Origin of the sequence: Nocardiopsis lambiniae, assembly GCF_031845465.1 — a bacterium.
GTDB lineage: Bacteria > Actinomycetota > Actinomycetes > Streptosporangiales > Streptosporangiaceae > Nocardiopsis > Nocardiopsis lambiniae.
Window position 1 is genome coordinate 126,486 of record NZ_JAVREP010000008.1, and the last position, 16,108, is coordinate 142,593.

At 70.9% G+C, this 16,108-nt stretch carries 17 protein-coding genes; 12 read left to right on the forward strand and 5 right to left on the reverse strand.

All coding sequences use genetic code 11. The features are described 5' to 3' along the window. Nucleotides 1-20: 20 nt before the first annotated feature. Entirely contained in the window at nt 21-515 is a 495-nt protein-coding gene (locus RM479_RS14070) for an ATP-binding protein (RefSeq protein ID WP_311512184.1), read from the reverse strand. Between the two features lie 274 nt (nt 516-789). Between RM479_RS14070 and RM479_RS14075 the strand changes: the two genes are divergently transcribed. Both RM479_RS14075 and RM479_RS14080 read left to right on the forward strand, forming a co-directional pair. After that, nucleotides 790-1,611, forward strand: coding sequence for a helix-turn-helix domain-containing protein (locus RM479_RS14075; protein WP_311512185.1), 822 nt, complete (start codon nt 790-792; stop codon nt 1,609-1,611). Continuing rightward, the gene (locus RM479_RS14080; protein ID WP_311512186.1) at nt 1,604-1,783 is read left to right on the forward strand and encodes a DUF397 domain-containing protein; all 180 of its coding nucleotides are present in this window, start codon (nt 1,604-1,606) and stop codon (nt 1,781-1,783) included. The genes RM479_RS14075 and RM479_RS14080 overlap by 8 nt, the downstream gene beginning before the upstream one ends. 25 nt (nt 1,784-1,808) lie before the next feature. On the opposite strand, the gene RM479_RS14085 is transcribed toward RM479_RS14080, so the two are convergent. Together RM479_RS14085 and RM479_RS14090 are read right to left on the reverse strand one after the other, a co-directional pair. Beyond that, nucleotides 1,809-2,645, reverse strand: coding sequence for an alpha/beta hydrolase (locus RM479_RS14085; RefSeq protein WP_311512187.1), 837 nt, complete (start codon nt 2,643-2,645; stop codon nt 1,809-1,811). Between the two features lie 12 nt (nt 2,646-2,657). Then, nucleotides 2,658-3,689 (reverse strand): helix-turn-helix domain-containing protein, encoded by a 1,032-nt coding sequence (locus RM479_RS14090; protein WP_311512188.1) that lies wholly within the window; start codon nt 3,687-3,689, stop codon nt 2,658-2,660. 52 nt (nt 3,690-3,741) lie between these two features. Between RM479_RS14090 and RM479_RS14095 the strand changes: the two genes are divergently transcribed. Continuing rightward, nucleotides 3,742-4,143: a cupin domain-containing protein gene (locus tag RM479_RS14095; RefSeq protein WP_311512189.1), complete on the forward strand. Its 402-nt coding sequence runs from the start codon at nt 3,742-3,744 to the stop codon at nt 4,141-4,143. Between the two features lie 64 nt (nt 4,144-4,207). On the opposite strand, the gene RM479_RS14100 is transcribed toward RM479_RS14095, so the two are convergent. Next, nucleotides 4,208-5,167 (reverse strand): TIGR03557 family F420-dependent LLM class oxidoreductase, encoded by a 960-nt coding sequence (locus tag RM479_RS14100; RefSeq protein ID WP_311512190.1) that lies wholly within the window; start codon nt 5,165-5,167, stop codon nt 4,208-4,210. Between the two features lie 161 nt (nt 5,168-5,328). Here RM479_RS14100 and RM479_RS14105 point away from each other — a divergent pair, with 161 nt between their 5' ends. From RM479_RS14105 to RM479_RS14130, 6 genes are all read left to right on the forward strand, one after another. Continuing rightward, entirely contained in the window at nt 5,329-5,985 is a 657-nt protein-coding gene (locus RM479_RS14105) for a pyridoxine/pyridoxamine 5'-phosphate oxidase (RefSeq protein ID WP_311512191.1), read from the forward strand. A 186-nt stretch (nt 5,986-6,171) separates the two neighbouring features. Next, a complete protein-coding gene (locus tag RM479_RS14110; RefSeq protein WP_311512192.1) occupies nt 6,172-7,062 on the forward strand; it encodes an SDR family oxidoreductase in 891 nt (296 codons plus the stop codon). Nucleotides 7,063-7,312: 250 nt separating this feature from the next. After that, nucleotides 7,313-8,944, forward strand: coding sequence for an acyl-CoA dehydrogenase family protein (locus RM479_RS14115; protein WP_311512193.1), 1,632 nt, complete (start codon nt 7,313-7,315; stop codon nt 8,942-8,944). Between the two features lie 355 nt (nt 8,945-9,299). Further along, the gene (gene glgX, locus RM479_RS14120) at nt 9,300-11,468 is read left to right on the forward strand and encodes a glycogen debranching protein GlgX (RefSeq protein ID WP_311512194.1); all 2,169 of its coding nucleotides are present in this window, start codon (nt 9,300-9,302) and stop codon (nt 11,466-11,468) included. Nucleotides 11,469-11,592: 124 nt separating this feature from the next. Continuing rightward, nucleotides 11,593-12,372, forward strand: a complete 780-nt coding sequence (locus tag RM479_RS14125; protein ID WP_311512195.1) for a pyrimidine reductase family protein — start codon at nt 11,593-11,595, stop codon at nt 12,370-12,372. 164 nt (nt 12,373-12,536) lie between these two features. Further along, nucleotides 12,537-13,307: a GntR family transcriptional regulator gene (locus RM479_RS14130; protein ID WP_311512196.1), complete on the forward strand. Its 771-nt coding sequence runs from the start codon at nt 12,537-12,539 to the stop codon at nt 13,305-13,307. A gap of 49 nt (nt 13,308-13,356) precedes the next feature. Here the strand turns inward: RM479_RS14130 and RM479_RS14135 are convergent, their stop codons facing one another. Beyond that, the gene (locus tag RM479_RS14135) at nt 13,357-13,743 is read right to left on the reverse strand and encodes a hypothetical protein (RefSeq protein ID WP_311512197.1); all 387 of its coding nucleotides are present in this window, start codon (nt 13,741-13,743) and stop codon (nt 13,357-13,359) included. A gap of 254 nt (nt 13,744-13,997) precedes the next feature. On the opposite strand from RM479_RS14135, the gene msrB reads away from it, so the two are divergent. The 3 genes from msrB to pssA all read left to right on the forward strand — a co-directional run bounded on the left by msrB (nt 13,998) and on the right by pssA (nt 16,071). Next, the gene (msrB, locus tag RM479_RS14140; RefSeq protein WP_311512198.1) at nt 13,998-14,432 is read left to right on the forward strand and encodes a peptide-methionine (R)-S-oxide reductase MsrB; all 435 of its coding nucleotides are present in this window, start codon (nt 13,998-14,000) and stop codon (nt 14,430-14,432) included. 171 nt (nt 14,433-14,603) lie between these two features. Further along, nucleotides 14,604-15,272, forward strand: coding sequence for a phosphatidylserine decarboxylase (locus RM479_RS14145; protein ID WP_311512199.1), 669 nt, complete (start codon nt 14,604-14,606; stop codon nt 15,270-15,272). After that, the gene (gene pssA / locus RM479_RS14150) at nt 15,259-16,071 is read left to right on the forward strand and encodes a CDP-diacylglycerol--serine O-phosphatidyltransferase (RefSeq protein WP_311512200.1); all 813 of its coding nucleotides are present in this window, start codon (nt 15,259-15,261) and stop codon (nt 16,069-16,071) included. Before RM479_RS14145 ends, pssA begins: the two co-directional genes overlap by 14 nt. Nucleotides 16,072-16,108: the final 37 nt, after the last annotated feature.

The following is a 16,108-nucleotide window of genomic DNA, read 5'->3' on the forward strand; positions in this document are numbered from 1 at the left end:
ACCGTCCCGGCCGTACGCGGTCACCGGGGGCGGCGGATCCGGTGGTCGGCGGCGCGGCTGAAGACCGCGCGCACGGTGAGGGGGCCTCCGGCCTCGCCCGTCCAGTCCCAGTACAGGGAGAGGGATTCGAGCAGGCGCAGTCCGTGTCCGCCGACGGCGGGGAGTTCGCCGTCGGGGGCGGGTGGGAGGGCGAGGGGAACGCCGAAAGGCGCGGAGGTGTCGGGGCCGTTGTCGGTGACGTAGAGGATGTGCACGAATTCCTGGCGTTCGAGAACGATGCGAACGGTACCGCCGGGTTTTCCGGAAAGGGTGTGACGCAAACAGTTGGTGTGGAGTTCGCTGAGCGCCGACACCAGGGCGGAACTCACCGAGGGCCCGCTTTGGGAAGAGCGTTCGATCCACCGCCGCGCGACGGCGACGTGCCGGGGATCGCTGCCGCACAGGAGGCCGGTCGTGGCGGCGTCGGGGAAGGGAATGCGCCGGGGCAGGGCCGGGGCGGGCGTTGTGGCCTGCATGAATCTCTCCTCGTGTACCGGTGTCGAACCGATGGCTCGGGGTCGGAGGCCGCAGCCCCAGGGCTGTCGATGACAACCGCCGGGGATCCTTCGCCTCACCTCGAAGGAAGGCCGGAAGGTACGACGTGGAGGATTGACGTCTTCCGGATTTCTCCGCGATCCCCTGGAGAAGAAGATGCCACGGGTGAACTGCGACTTCTATGGTTCCGAGCGGAATGCAGGGAGGTGCCAACCACCTGTTGTCAGCTGTTTCCATATGTGCTTATCTGGATCCATGGATAAGCGTTCAAAAAAAGATCCGACTTTGCAGAGGTTCGCCAGGGAGTTATCTCAACTACGCCGAGATTCCGATTTGTCACAGAATGCCCTTGCTGCGAAACTCCGCATGAGCGGAGCCACCATCGGGCACTACGAGCGGGCGGAACGGGCTCTGACCAAACGAACGGTGACACTCCTCGACGAAGCCCTCGACGCCCGAGGAACACTCCTGGCACTGTGGCCGCAGCTCAGCCAGACACACGCCCCCGCGTACGCGACGACGTTCTTCGGCGCGCTCGCCCACGCCAGTCTGCTACGGGACTACCACCCGCTCCTGGTTCCGGGTCTGCTGCAATCCGAGAGCTACGCCCGGGCCACCATCAAGGCCGGGAGCGTGCGCGCGACGGAGGAAGAGGTCGAGAAGCTGGTCGAGGCCCGCATGCACCGACAGGAGGAGGTGTCACGGTCGCGGCTGACGATTTGGGCGATCGTCTCCGAACAAGTGATCCGACATTTGGAGCAGGATCCCGACATCCTGAAATCGCAGATCGACCGGTTGCTCTCGGCGGCAGACACCGGCCGTGTCGAACTCCAGGTGCTGCCTTCGACGCTGAGCGTCCGGCGGCACCCGGGGCTGTCCGGGGCTTTCAGCGTGCTGACCTTCTCCTTCCAGCCGGACCTCATGTACGTCGAAGGTCCTGGAAGTGGCACGATGATCACCGATGGAGCGGTGGTCGAGGAGACCACCTTGGCGTTCGGAAGAATCCAGGCCGCGGCCCTCTCCCCGGAGCAGACCGTGGACTTTCTCAAAAAGATCAGAGGAGATCTCCATGAGTGACGCTATGTGGCACACGTCCAGCTACAGCAACCAGCAGGGCGGTCACTGCGTCGAGGTCGCCGAGGGTGCCGTCACCGCCGTCCGCGACACGCAGAACCGGCATCTCGGGCACCTCGACGTCCCCGCCGCCGAGTGGACCGCCCTCCTGCGCACCGCCACCGCGCACGGCTGACGACACCGCCGGCCGGGCGGACCGCTCAGAGGACGTGGTCGGCCAGTCGGACGAACGCCTCCACCACCTCGGGGCCGTGCACCAGCTCGGCGTCGTTGTGGTCGGCCCCCGGCAGGACCACCTCCTCGAAGAGGTCCGCGCTCGCCTCGGCCACCGCGCGGCTCTGTTCCGGCGGCACGACACGGTCGGCGTCCCCGATCACCACCGTGGTCGGGACGTCCACCTCCGCCGCCCGCTCGGCCACCGGGTAGCGGTCCCACAACAGCATCCGTACCGGCAGGAACGGGTAGTGCCGCTCCCCCATGTCCGCCAGGGAGCTGAACGGGGAGCGCAGGAACAGCGCCGCGGGCGGGCGTTCGGCGGCCAGACCGGTCGCCACGGCGGCGCCGAGGCTCTCCCCGAAGTAGATCGTGCGGTCGGCGCCGAAGCCGCGTTCGGCGAGATGGTCGGCGGCGGCACGGGCGTCGGCGGCCAGCCCCCGCTCCGAGGGCGAGCCCTGGTTGCCTCCATAGCCGCGGTAGTCGAACAGCAGCACCGAGAAACCCTCGGCGGCCAGCGCGCGGGCCAGGGCCGCCCGGCTCTCCCGGTTCCCGGCGTTGCCGTTGGCGACCAGCACGGCGGCCTCACGGTCCCGGCCCAGGGGCGGAACGAACCAGCCGCCCGGTTCGAGGCCGTCCTCCGTGGTCAGGCGTACGTCCTCGGCCCCCGGAACGACCCCGGCGGCGGCCGGGGGGACACCGCCCGAGGGCAGGTAGATCACCGATCGCTGCCCGGCCCACAGGAGTCCCGCCGGGATCAGGATCAGGATGACGACGACCATCACCGCGACCACGGCCGAACGACCTCTTCTCCCACTCGTCACGGAACCTGGGTATCACACGCGCGAGTGCCCCGTTGGTCCCCGGTCTCCCGCGCGTGGACGCGGTGACGGCGCGGTGGGTCGGGTGAGTCGGAACCCGGACCGGTAGGCCGACGGGCTGAGGCCGGTGTGGGCGCGGACCGCCTGGCGCAGGTTGGCCGTCGTGCCCAGACCGCTGGCCCGGGCCACGGCGGCCAGGTCCAGCTCCGTGCCCTCCAGCAGGCGCCGGGCCGCGAGCACCCGCTCGGCGCGCAGCCACGCCAGCGGGGTGGTGCCCAGTTCGGCGCGGAAGCGGCGGTGCAGGGTCGCCTGGCTCACCGCGACCCGGACTGCCAGGTCGGCCACGGTGAGCGGGTCGCCCAGACGCTCGCGGGCCCATTCCAGGAGCGGGGCCAGGGACACGTCGGTGCTCTCCGGGACCGGGACGGGCACGAACTGGCGCTGCCCGCCCTCCCGGTGCGCGGTGAACACCAGGCGTCTGCTCACCGACGACGCCGCCTCCGCCCCGTGGTCGCGCCGGATCAGATGCAGCCCCAGGTCCAGGGCGGCTACGCTGCCCGCCGCCGTGAGCACGTCCCCCTCGTCCACGAACAGCACGTCGCGCTCCAGCCGCACCCTCGGGTAGAGGCGGGCGAACAGCTCCTCGTGCCGCCAGTGGGTGGCCGCCCGACGGCCGTCCAGCACCCCCGCCGCGGCCAGGGTGAAGGCACCCGTACAGAAGCTCACCAGCCGGGCTCCGCGCCCGTGCGCGGAGCGCACCGCCTCGATCACCTCCGGCCGGGGCGGCACCCACGGATCGGGCCGGTTGGGCACGATCACCGTGTCCGCCTCCTCCGCCGCCGCGTCCAGCCCCGCCAGGTCGGACAGGGTGAACAGGCCCAGGTGGACGGGCGCCGAGGGGGTGGCCGAGCAGACGGTGAGGGTGTACCACGTCCGATCGATCTCGGGTCGGCGCAGCCCGAACAGCTCGGTGGCGACCCCCATCTCGAAAGGGTTCGACCCGGAGTCGACGATCAGCGCCACCCGGTGCGAGGAATCTTGCGGCATGTGCGATTCCTAGCACTTCCGTGGCCCGCGCACCACCGAGAGGATGGCGTCCATGAGCGAAGAACCCATCGACCTGGCGACCGCGCTGGCCTCCTTCGAGCAGTTGTGGAGCCCGCGCGTCGTCACCCGGGTCAACGACTACGACGTCCGGGTGGCCAAGGTCCGCGGCGAGTACGTCTGGCACGCCCACGAACACACCGACGAGTTCTTCCTGCTGCTCGACGGGGATCTGCGCATCAGGCTGCGCGACGACGCCGACGCCCCCGAGCGCGCCGTGACCCTGCGACCGGGCTCGGTGTTCGTGGTGCCGCGCGGGGTCGAGCACCGGCCCGAGTCGGACGGCGGCGCCTCGATCCTGTTGTTCGAACCCACCGGAACCCTGACGGTGGGCGAGCGCCACGAGGAGATCCCCGACCACGTCGACGCCACCACCGGCCACCCCCTGGAGGGTTGACGGACCGCCGGAGGGCGGGACGTCCCCGGGCGAGGGTCGCCCGCTCCGGCGCGCCCGACCGGGATCAGGTGTCCGACCGCAGCTCCGGGAGCAGGTTCTCCTCGGCGTAGGCGAAGAAGTCCTCCACGTCGGCCCCGGCGTTCATCAGGACCAGGTGGTCGAACCCGGCCTCCGAGAAGGTCCGTACCTGCTTCAGGTGCTCCTGCGGGTCCGGGCCGACGGACGCCATCTGTCGCATGTCCTCCGCCCTGGTGAGGGCGGTGGCGGCCTCGAAGTTGATCGGGTTGGGCAGCTCCGACATCACCTTCCACCCGCTGAGGCCGAACCGGAACCCCTCCCAGGCGTTCCGGAGGGCGGTGTCCACGTCGTCGGCGATGGCCAGCGGCACCTCCACGTACCGTGGCCCGTCACCTCCGGCGGCCGTGTAGGCCTCCACGAGTTCCGGCTCGGGCTCGGTGGCGAACAGCCCGTCACCGAGTTCGGCCGCCAGGGCGGCGGCCCGCTCCCCGCCGGCCGCGACGATGATCTCGGGCGCGGTCTCGGGCAGGTCGAACACCCGCGCGTCGTCCAGGGTCAGGTACTCGCCCTCGTAGGAGTGGTAGCCCCCGGTCCAGAGCGCCCGGATGATCTCCAGCGACTCCCTGAGCATGGCGTGCCGCACGGTGACCGACGGCCACGCGTCACCGACGACGTGCTCGTTGAGCCGCTCGCCCGATCCCACTCCGAGGAAGTGCCGTCCGCCGGACAGCACCGCCGTGGTGGCCGACATCTGGGCGACGATCGCCGGGTGGTACCGCATCGACGGGCACGTCACCCCCGGACCGATGCGGATGCGCTCGGTGGCCTGGGCGATGGCCGCCATCACCGACCACGCGAACGGCGAATGGCCGTGGTCGAACAGCCACGGGTGGTAGTGGTCGCTGATCTCCACGAAGTCGAACCCGAGTTCTTCGGCGCGCACCGCCTGGCGCACCAGTTCGGGGGCCTCGTACCTCTCGGCCATGAGCTTGAATCCGATCTCCACCGTGTCTCCTCTCCATCGGGCCATCGCGTGGTGCCACTGCCCGGGACGGGCCGGTGGAACACCCGTGTCCCGGGAGTTTGGGGGATTCTTGGCGCGCCCTTCCTCCGACCCGGTCGGAGCCCGGCCCGTATCGTGGGCCCCGCCGATCCGAGAGGAGCCCCATGTCCATCCGGGACCTGCTGCGCGGTCTGCCCGTGTTCGCGGGAGATCTGCCCGAGTTCGATCCGTCCACCGCGCCCGACGACCCGATCGCGCTGTTCGTCGCCTGGTTCGAGGAGGCCGTGACGAGCGGGGTGTCCGAGCCGCACGCCATGACGGTCGCGACCGCCGACGAGAGCGGCGCGCCGTCGGCCCGGGTGGTCATCCTCAAGGACCTCACCCCCGAGGGCTGGTGGTTCGCGACCACGACGACCTCGCGCAAGGGGCGGGAGCTGGCCGTGGAGCCGCGGGCGGCGCTGCTGTTCCACTGGCGCGAGCAGGGGCGTCAGGTGCGGGTGCGCGGGACCGCCGGGCTCGCATCGCCCGAGCAGTGCGCCGCCGACTTCCTGCACCGGCCGTTGGAGTCGCGGGCCGCCGGGCTGCACGGCCGCCAGAGCGATCCGCTGTCCGACCCCGCGGAGATGGACCGGACCTTCGAGGAGAGCCGGGCCCGGGTGGAGGCCGACCCGTCCCTGGTGCCCGACGACTGGGGGCTGTACCTGGTGCGCCCGGCCGAGGTGGAGTTCTGGCAGGGCTCCCCCGACCGTCGCCACGTACGCCTGCGGTACCTGCGCGAGAAGCCCGAGGGACCTTGGGAGCGTGGCCTGCTCTGGCCCTGACGCGGGCCCCCGATCCCTCGGAGGCGGGCGTGGGACCCCGGGCGGCGGAGGTCCGGTGGCCGGAGCGCCGGTTCGCCCCCGACCGGGGCGGGTCCTGCTGCCACCGGGGCCGGCCGAATGCCCGGACGGCCGCACCGTGCGGGAAAAGCCCGTGCGCGCCCGGATCCCGCTTCCTAGGATCGCCGGATGACGAACTCCGCACACCTTCCGTTGCAGGGCAGGACAGCGCTGGTCACCGGGGTCTCCCGGCGCAGGGGCATCGGGTACGCGATCGCCGTCCGCCTGGCCGGACTGGGCGCCGACCTGTTCGTCCACCACCACCGGGCGCACGACGCGGACCAGCCCTGGGGCGCCGACGACCTGGGGCCGGTGCGCGACGGGGTCAGGGCGGCCCTGCGCCCCGGTGCCGCGTTCGGGGACCTGGGGCTGGACCTGGCCGCCCCGGACGCCCCCGAACGGCTCATCACGGCAGCCCGGGGCCTGACCGGCTCGCTCGACGTCCTGGTGTGCAACCACGCGCGTTCGGGCGGCGACGGCTCCATCCTGGACATGACCGCCGAGAGGCTCGACGGCCACTGGTCGGTCAACACCCGCTCCACCCTCTTGTTGACCTCGCACTTCGCCAGGGCGTTCGCCGGGGTGCGGGAGGCGCCGGCGGCCCGCCCCGGGGACCGGCGGGCGTTCTCCGCGCCTCTGGACGAGCACGCCACCGGCCGGGTGTTCTGGACGACCTCCGGGCAGATCCACGGCCCCATGGTGGGTGAGGTGGCCTACGCCGCGAGCAAGGCCGCGCTGGCCGGCCTGACCCCGACCGTCGCCGCCGAACTCCTGCCGCACGGCATCGTCCTCAACACGATCGACCCCGGCCCGGTGAACACCGGCTACCTGGACCCGGAGTCCACCGACCGCGCTCCGGAGACCATCGCACGGGTGCGGGACGCCACCCCCTTCGGGAGGTTCGGGCGTCCCGACGATCCGGCCCGGCTCGTGGGGTGGCTGGCCACCGACGAGGGCCGCTGGATCATCGGTCAGGTCATCAGCACCGACGGCGGCTTCTCGCTGGGGACCGGCGGCTGATCCGAGGAGGCCCGGGAGAGCAACGACGGGCGGGGGCCGCGCCCTCACGGACCGGGCCCCACGGGGGCGGTCGCGCCGGGCTCAGCTCCTGGTCGCGGGCGCCCTTTTCCCGGCCGAGCCGGTCCAGTTCCCGGGTGGGCCTCCCGACGGGGCCGGATCCAAACCGAACCCTGTTCTAGTGTCGCGGGTCGGTACGGGAGTAGGATGCGCGGCACCCCGGCCGCCTGCGAACAGGAACGGAAAGCACGCCATGCCCCCGACACACGAGGTGTTCAACCAGGCCGCCCCGCTCGGCGACTACAACGCCGCCGACGACCCGGCCCTCCTGGAGGGCGTACGGCGCGAGGGCGCCGGCTGGGCCGAGGCGGAGGTGCGCGAGGTCGGTGACGCCGCCGGCACGGAGCGGGTCCGCTCCTGGGGTGAGTCCGCCAACGCCCATCCGCCCGTGCTGCGCACGCACGACCGCTACGGCCACCGCATCGACGAGGTCGACTACCAGCCCGCCTACCACGTGCTCATGGACCAGGCGGTGGAGTTCGGACTGCACGCCGCACCCTGGGGCGACGAGCGGCCCGGCGCCCACGTGGCCCGCGCCGCCAAGTTCTACCTGTGGTCCCAGCCCGAGGCCGGGCACGGCTGTCCGATCTCGATGACCTACGCGGTGGTCCCCGCGCTGCGCCACGCCCCGGAACTGGCGCGGCGGTACGAACCCCTCCTGACCTCCCGCACCTACGACTTCGGGCTGCGCGCGCCGCACACCAAGCGCGGCCTTCTCGCGGGCATGTCCATGACCGAGAAGCAGGGCGGGTCGGACGTGCGCGCGAACACCACCCGCGCGGTGCCCACCGACGACGGGCATCACCTGCTCACCGGGCACAAGTGGTTCACGTCCGCGCCGATGAGCGACTTCTTCCTCACCCTGGCCCAGGCGCCCGAGGGGTTGAGCTGTTTCCTCGTGCCCCGGGTGCTGGAGGACGGCACCCGCAACCGGCTGCACGTCCAGCGGCTCAAGGACAAGCTCGGCAACAGGTCCAACGCCTCGGCGGAACTGGAGTACGACGGCGCGGTCGCCCACCTGGTGGGCGAGGCGGGCCGGGGTGTGCCGACCATCATCGAGATGGTCAACAGCACCCGGTTGGACTGCGTCATCGGTTCGGCGGCGGGCATGCGCGCGGCGCTCACCCACGCCCTGCACCACGCGGAGCACCGGTCCGCGTTCGGCGAGGTCCTGGTGGACCAGCCGCTCATGCGCAACGTGCTGGCCGACCTGGCGTTGGAGTCGGAGGCGGCCACCGCGCTGATGACGCGGCTGGCCGGGGCGGTGGACCGGTCGGTGCGCGGTGACGAGGCCGAGACGGCCTTCCGTCGGCTGGCGGTGGCCGTGAGCAAGTTCTGGGTGACCAAGCGCCAGCCCGCGCACGCCGCCGAGGCCCTGGAATGCCTGGGCGGCAACGGGTACGTGGAGGAGTCGGGCATGCCCCGGCTGTTCCGGGACTCCCCGCTCAACTCCATCTGGGAGGGGTCGGGCAACGTGGCGGCCCTGGACGTGCTGCGCGCGATGGGCCGCGGCCCCGAGACCGTGGAGGCGTTCTTCGCCGAGCTGGACACCGCCCGGGGGGTGGACGACCACTACGACACGGCGCTCAAGCGCCTGGAGCAGGTCCTGAGCGACCCGGAGGAGATCCGGTACCGGGCGCGTTCGGTGGTGGAGCTGATGGCGCTCACCCTCCAGGCGTCGGTGCTGCTGCGCCACTCGCCCACCCCCGTGGCCGAGGCGTTCACCGCGTCCCGGTTGGGCGGTGAGTGGGGGCACGTGTTCGGCACCCTGCCCCGGGGTGTGGACACCGGTCTGATCCTGGACCGGGCCCGGCCCCGGCGGTGAGCTCCCGGCCGGTCCCTCCTGTGGCGGGAGGGACCGGTGTGACTCTTGTGGCCATTTGCGTGGACCGAATGCGGGGAGCGCGGTCGAAGTTCGTCTCATCCGCGCGCCTCGTATATCCCCGGAAATCATCATTTTCGGGGTCGCGATCCTCGATCCGGGGTGGCCGATGAATGATCATCGGCCCAGTTCTGCATACTTCTGCGGTCAGAGCGGAAGGAAGAAGTCGTCATGAACACGACCGCCCGCTTTCGGACCATCGCAGGACCGTCCGCGCACCCGACCGCAAGGGGAGCGCTCACGGACGGCCCGGACGATACCCTCCGAAGGCCCCGAGATCAAGAGACCGATAACGTCCATGGTGGAAGTCTGGCCAGGTAGTTCCTATCCTCTGGGTGCGACCTACGACGGGTCCGGTACCAATTTCTCCCTCTTCTCCGAGGTCGCCGAACGGGTCGATCTGTGCCTGTTCGACGACGACGGCGAGGAGACCCGCATACCTCTGACCGAATACGACGGATTCGTCTGGCACGGATATCTTCCGGGCATCGGTCCGGGTCAGCAGTACGGGTACCGCGTCCATGGTCCCTACGCACCAGAGCACGGACTGCGCTGCAATCCGAACAAACTGCTCACCGATCCCTACGCCAAGGCGCTGAACGGCAATCTCACCTGGCACGAATCGCTGTTCAGCTACCACTTCGCCGATCCCGGTCGCAAGAACACCGCCGACAGCGCGCCCTACGTGCCCAAGTGCGTCGTGGTGAGCCCGTTCTTCGACTGGGGCAACGAGTCCAGACCGCGCACCCCGTACCACCAGACGGTGATCTACGAGGCGCACGTGCGCGGCCTGACCATGCGCCATCCCGGCATCCCCGAGCATCAACGGGGCACCTACTCGGGGTTGGCGCACCCGGCCATGATCGACTACCTCACCTCGCTGGGGGTGACGGCGGTCGAGATCATGCCGGTGCACCACTTCGTGCCCGAGCACGCCATGGTGGCGCGCGGGCTGACCAACTACTGGGGGTACAACACCCTCTCCTTCCTGGCCCCGCACAGCGGGTACGCGGCGCGCGGTTCGCGCGGTCAGCAGGTCCAGGAGTTCAAGGCGATGGTGAAGTCGCTGCACGAGGCCGGCATCGAGGTGCTGCTCGACGTGGTGTACAACCACACCGCCGAGGGCGACCACATGGGACCGACGTTGTCCCTGCGGGGCATCGACAACCTCAGCTACTACCGGGTCAGCGATCAGGACCAGCGCTACTACCTCGACTACACCGGGTGCGGCAACAGCCTCAACGTCCGGCATCCGCACTCGTTGCAGCTCATCATGGACTCGCTGCGGTACTGGGTCCTGGAGATGCACGTGGACGGGTTCCGGTTCGACCTGGCGTCGGCGCTGGCCCGGGAGTTCCACGACGTCGACCGGCTGAGCACGTTCTTCGACATCGTCCAGCAGGATCCGGTGATCTCCCAGGTCAAACTGATCGCCGAACCCTGGGACGTGGGTCCGGGCGGCTACCAGGTGGGCAACTTCCCGCCGTTGTGGACGGAGTGGAACGGCAAGTACCGGGACACCGTGCGCGACTACTGGCGCGGCGAGCCCGTGATGGGCGAGTTGGCGTCGCGACTGTCGGGCTCCAGCGACCTGTACCAGGACGACGGGCGCCGTCCGGTGGCCTCGATCAACTTCATCACCTGCCACGACGGTTTCACCCTGGCCGACCTGGTCGCCTACGACCACAAGCACAACGAGGCCAACGGTGAGGACAACCGGGACGGCACCGACGACAACCGGTCCTGGAACCACGGGACGGAGGGACCCACCGAGGATCCGGCGATCATCACGTTGCGACGCCGCCAGGTCCGCAACTTCCTCACCACCCTGTACCTGTCCCAGGGGGTGGTGATGCTGTCCCACGGCGACGAGGTGGGACGCACCCAGGGAGGCAACAACAACGCCTACTGCCAGGACAACGAGATCTCCTGGATCGACTGGAAGGCGGCCGGTCTCGGGGAGGGGGAGGAACCCGAGAACGACCTGCTGGACTACGTCCGAGGGTTGGCGCGGTTGCGCCGGGAGCACCCGGTGTTCCGGCGTCGGCGCTTCTTCCGGGGCAGCCCGGTGGAGGGCGGGGGGACCACGAAGGCGGGCGACCGGGAGGGGTTGCCCGACATCGCCTGGTTGCGTCCGGACGGTCGGCCGATGGACGGGGGCGACTGGAACCGCCCCGGCCGGGCCTTGGGGGTGTTCCTCAACGGGGACGCCATCACCGAGCCCGATCCGCGGGGGCGGCGCATCCGGGACAGCTCCTTCCTGCTGCTGCTCAACAGCGGCGCGGACGCGGTGGACTTCACCGTGCCGGGCACCGAGTACGGCATGGCGTGGGAGACGGTGCTGGACACCGCCGAACCTGACGTGGCGGACCGGCCCTTCGTGGCGGCGGGCGGCCCGATCCGGGTCATCGACCGGGCGCTGGTCGTGCTGCGCCGGGTGTCCCACCGCACCGGCGGCGAGGGCTGATGGGGGGCGAGGACTGATCGGCACCGACCCGGCGGCGCGACGACCGCGCCGCCGGGTCGGGCGGGGGCGACACGGGCCGGGCGTGGAGGGCCCCCGCCACGGCGAGGCCCTACGCTGGTGCACCATGTCCGGCAACGATGTGAACGTGACCTTCCGTGCGCTCCTCCCCTCCCCTGACGTGGAGGTGGACCTGGTCGCCGCCTACGCCCATCCGGTCGGCCTCGACCGCCCCTGGGTGAGGGCCAACATGGTGGCCAGCGTCGACGGCGGGGCCATCGGTCCCTCCGGGCGCAGCCGCGACCTGTCATCACCCGCCGACCGCCGGGTGATGGGGGTCCTGCGCGGACTGTGCGACGTCGTGCTGGTGGGCGCGCACACCGCCCGGGTGGAGGGCTACGACCCCGTCAAGGCCCGGACCTCCTGGGCCGCGCTGCGGGCCGGACGCCCCGCGACCCCTCCCGTCGCCGTCGTCTCACGCACGCTGGACCTGCCCGAGCGGCTCCTCACCGAAGCGCCCGGTCACGCGCGCACCATCGTGTTCACCACGGCCACCGCTCCGGCCGACCGCAGGGCGCACGCGGCCCGCCACGCCGACCTGGTGGTGGTCGAGGGGGAATCGGTCACGCCCGCCCACGTGGTCAACGCGCTCGCCGGCCGAGGGCTGTACCGGATCCTCACCGAGGGCGGCCCGCACCTGCTGGCCGAGTTCACCGCCGCCGGGCTACTGGACGAGCTGTGCCTGACCCTGAGCCCGCGCCTGTTGGGCGCCGGGGCGCCGCGCATCGTCTCCGGCGGTCCGGGCACCCCCGGGACGCGCGAACACGTCTCGACGCAAAGCACACCCGTGCGCATGGCGCACCTGCTGACGGCGGAAGGCGCCCTGTTCGCGCGCTACGTGCGGTGATGGCGCACACCCGCGAACCCTGACCATAACCGGTCGATTTCGGCCACCACTCAATCACGCATGAACCCTCCCTCAATCGGACATACCCGAGATGTGCCATCCAGTGGACACACCGCATCGACGGGACTGACCGGGCCTGGCCCCCGGCCGAGAGGAAGAACGTGGTGCCGACGTCCGAAAACGGATCCCCTCCGCCGGTCTACAGGGAGATAGCCGAGGAACTACGCGAGCAGATCCGCTCCGGACGGTACGCCGACGGCGACCGCCTTCCCGGGGAGAACGTCATCATGGAGCGCCATGGCGTCGCGCGGGCGACCGCACGGCAGGCGCTGTCCGTGCTCATCAACGAGGGACTGGCCGTGGCCGTGCGGGGGTCCGGCGTCTACGTGCGCCTGTTCCGCCCGATACGAAGACACGGTGCCCGACGCCTGTCCAGAGAGCTGTGGGGCAACGGACGGGCCATCTGGCAGACCGACACCGATGGCGAGGATCGCGGCTACGACGTGGACCGCCTGCGGGTGGAGGAGGGCACGGCGCGCGATCACGTGGCCCGCGTTCTGGGATTGACCGAGGGCGAGGGGGTGCTGCTGCGTTCCCGGCGTTACCTGGTGGACGGCCGGCCCGTACAGACGGCCCTCTCGCACCTGCCCCTGGCCCTGGTCGGCGACGAACCGCGCTTCCGCGACGGCGACACCGGACCCGGTGGGATCTACGCGCGCCTGGCCGAACGGGGGCTGGCCCCGGCGCGCTTCACCGAGGAGATCCGCGGCCGGATGCCGACCCCGGAGGAGACCGAGGCCTTGGGACTGACCCCGGGGACCCCGGTGCTGGAGGTGGCGCGGACCGCGCTGACCGCCGATCACCGGCCCGTGGAGTTCAACGAGATCACGATGGACGGCTCGGCCTACGTGCTGCAATACGACTTCGAGGCCTGAGCGTCGAACATCCCGGTGGGGCGCCCGCGCGGGCGCCCCACCGGGATGTTCACTCCCGTTCCTCCGCCACCGCGCGACGCCTCCGTCTGGAGGTGAACACCAGGCGGCCCAGGGGCAGCAGCACCGCCCCGACCACCACGGCGCCCAACCCGGCGATGAGCAGCGCCTCGGGCTCGGTCCGCATCCATTCGGCCACGCCGAATCCCAGAAGGAGGGAGACGGCCACCGCCACCAGGGAGAACACCGTCAACCCGGTGAACAGCGTCCGGTCGTCCCAGGGTTCGGACGCGGTGGAACGGCCCGCCCTGGCCGGGAGGAGGCGCAGGGTCGCGTCCGCGGCCCCCCGTATCTCCCGGGCCGCCGCCCGGGTGAAGGCGTGGATCCCGCCGCGCGCGCCGGCGGTGGCCCGTTCGACCCACCACAGCCCGTATCGCACCCTTCCGACTCTTCGTGTTTTCTTGGTCACATTAAGTGACTGTTCCGTTGTAACGGCCATGTCACCCGCCTCGTGCGCCCTCGATCTTCGAACCCTGTCCGCTGCCCTACCCGCACGGATGACTACCGAACGCCACCGAGGGTGAAGTTAGGGGTATGTCACGGCCAAGGGGGATTTACCACGCCGGAGAGTGAACGCGCCCCGAGTCCGCCCGGGGGCGACACCGGCATCCGTTTCCGGATAACGTCGAAGGTATGGCTGATACAGCGGACCGGACCCCGCACGGCGGGACCGACATCCCGAAGACCGACCGGGAGTGGCGCGAGCGGCTCGACGACCAGGAGTACGCGGTACTGCGCCTGGCCGGCACCGAACGCCCGTGGACCGGGGCCTATGTGGAGACGAAGACCCGGGGCGTCTATCGTTGCAGGGGTTGTGGGAGCGAGCTGTTCCGTTCCGACGAGAAGTTCGACTCCCACTGCGGCTGGCCCAGCTTCTACGACCCGGCCGACTCCGACGCCGTCGTCCTGCGCGAGGACCGCTCCCTGGGCACGGTGCGGACCGAGGTACGGTGCGCCACCTGCGACTCCCACCTGGGGCACGTCTTCCACGGTGAGGGGTACGCCACGCCCACCGACGACCGTTATTGCATCAATTCGGTCGCCCTTACCCTGGAGCCGACGGAGTAGGTTGGCGTACCATCCTGGTTCCGGGCGTACGCCTGCGGGTCGCCCGAGGGCGACCCGGTGTTCACCTGATCACCGCCCTCGGCGGATCAGGGATAATCGCATGCGGCGTGCCGAAGGCCTGCTCCCCCGCCGGCCCGCGACACACCGAATCACCCGCGACGAAAGCGCTCGATGACCGACGACTCACCTTCCACATCCGTCTCCCACCGGCCACCGGCACGCCCTCGGTTCGGCATGGCCCAGGGTTCCGCCCCGTGGCTGCTGCCGGCGCTCGGCGCCGCCGGCGTCGCGGCCCTGGCCGCCCGCGGTTCCAGAGCACGCACGGCGGTGGCCGTGCCGGTGGTGGCCCTGGCCGCCGGGATGACGTGGTTCTTCCGCGACCCCGAACGGGGTCCGGCGACCGGTCGGGTGTTGTCAGCGGCCGACGGCGTCGTGCAGAGCATCGATGCCCGATCCGATGGCCGCACCCGGATCGCGGTGTTCATGAACCCCCTCAACGTGCACGTCAACCGTGCCCCCCTCGCCGGTGTGGTGACCGGTGTCGAACACCGCCCCGGGGGCTTTCGCCCCGCATTCGACAAGGACAGCGAGCGTAATGAACGCGTCATCTGGACCCTTGAAACCGAGATCGGTGAGATCACGGTCGTTCAAATCGCCGGCGCGATGGTCAGGCGTATCATCCCGTATCTCGCTGCGGGGCAGAAGGTCGAACAAGGCGAGAGGATCGGGCTCATCCGGTTCGGCTCCCGCGTCGACGTCTACCTTCCGGCCGGTGTCACCCCGGCGGTGGAGGTCGGCCAGCGGGTCCGCGCCGGGGAAACCCGCCTTGACGCCGACTGAGGGCCCCCTCGCCTCACCCGTCACCGACGGTACCCCCCGGCTTCGTCTGGCCCTGGCCGACTACCTGACGCTGGGCAACGCCCTGTGCGGGTTCCTCGCCGTGTTGGCGCTGGTCTCCGCCCTGTCGACGCACATCGCCACCGGCGCGACGGGGCCCCTGCCCCGCAGCGCCATGGCCATGGTCGTGGGGCTGATGCTGGTGGCCGCCGCGCTGGACGTGCTCGACGGGCGGGTGGCCCGCAAGCTCGGCGGCAGCGGCATGGGCGCCGAACTCGACAACCTCGCCGACGTCATCAGCTTCGGGTTCACCCCCGCGTTCCTGTTCGTGGTCTGGGGCACCCAGAGCGGCGGAGCCGGGACACTGACGATCATGGCGGGCGGCGCGGTGCTGCTCGCGGTGATCGTGCGCCTGGCGCGCTTCTCCCTCCAGGCCCCGGGCACGGGGTACTTCACCGGTCTGCCGTGCCCGTTCGGCGCGATGGCCGTGGTCACCGTGGTGTTGCTGAACCCGCCGCCGGCCATCGCCGCGGTGGCGGTGCTGTTCATCTCCTGGCTGATGGTGAGCCGGGTCGAGTACCCCAAACCGCGCGGACGCAAGGCGTACGCGGTCCTGGGCGTGCTCGGCACCGGTGTGGCTCTCATCGTGTCCTGGGGTCTGGGCCTGCCCGCCGGACAGTGGTTGGTCTACCTGATGAGCGCCCTGGTGCTGGCCTTCATCGTGACCGTGCCCTTCTACGTCCTGGCCACCCGGCACGCGATCGAGGAGCCGGCCCGACCGGCCGCCCCCGTCGAGGAGTAGGCGGGAAGCGGGACGAACGCGCGACGGCGCCCCGGCG

What these genes read in the sequence shown, in the direction of transcription:
- RM479_RS14125 (WP_311512195.1), top strand. Translation starts at nt 11,593, where the DNA reads ATGTCCGGCAACGATGTGAACGTGACCTTCCGTGCGCTCCTCCCCTCC.
- glgX (WP_311512194.1), top strand. Translation starts at nt 9,300, where the DNA reads ATGGTGGAAGTCTGGCCAGGTAGTTCCTATCCTCTGGGTGCGACCTAC.
- RM479_RS14105 (WP_311512191.1), top strand. Translation starts at nt 5,329, where the DNA reads ATGTCCATCCGGGACCTGCTGCGCGGTCTGCCCGTGTTCGCGGGAGAT.
- RM479_RS14145 (WP_311512199.1), top strand. Translation starts at nt 14,604, where the DNA reads ATGACCGACGACTCACCTTCCACATCCGTCTCCCACCGGCCACCGGCA.
- RM479_RS14090 (WP_311512188.1), bottom strand. Translation starts at nt 3,689, where the DNA reads ATGCCGCAAGATTCCTCGCACCGGGTGGCGCTGATCGTCGACTCCGGG.
- RM479_RS14115 (WP_311512193.1), top strand. Translation starts at nt 7,313, where the DNA reads ATGCCCCCGACACACGAGGTGTTCAACCAGGCCGCCCCGCTCGGCGAC.
- msrB (WP_311512198.1), top strand. Translation starts at nt 13,998, where the DNA reads ATGGCTGATACAGCGGACCGGACCCCGCACGGCGGGACCGACATCCCG.
- RM479_RS14075 (WP_311512185.1), top strand. Translation starts at nt 790, where the DNA reads ATGGATAAGCGTTCAAAAAAAGATCCGACTTTGCAGAGGTTCGCCAGG.
- RM479_RS14110 (WP_311512192.1), top strand. Translation starts at nt 6,172, where the DNA reads ATGACGAACTCCGCACACCTTCCGTTGCAGGGCAGGACAGCGCTGGTC.
- RM479_RS14070 (WP_311512184.1), bottom strand. Translation starts at nt 515, where the DNA reads ATGCAGGCCACAACGCCCGCCCCGGCCCTGCCCCGGCGCATTCCCTTC.
- RM479_RS14080 (WP_311512186.1), top strand. Translation starts at nt 1,604, where the DNA reads ATGAGTGACGCTATGTGGCACACGTCCAGCTACAGCAACCAGCAGGGC.
- RM479_RS14095 (WP_311512189.1), top strand. Translation starts at nt 3,742, where the DNA reads ATGAGCGAAGAACCCATCGACCTGGCGACCGCGCTGGCCTCCTTCGAG.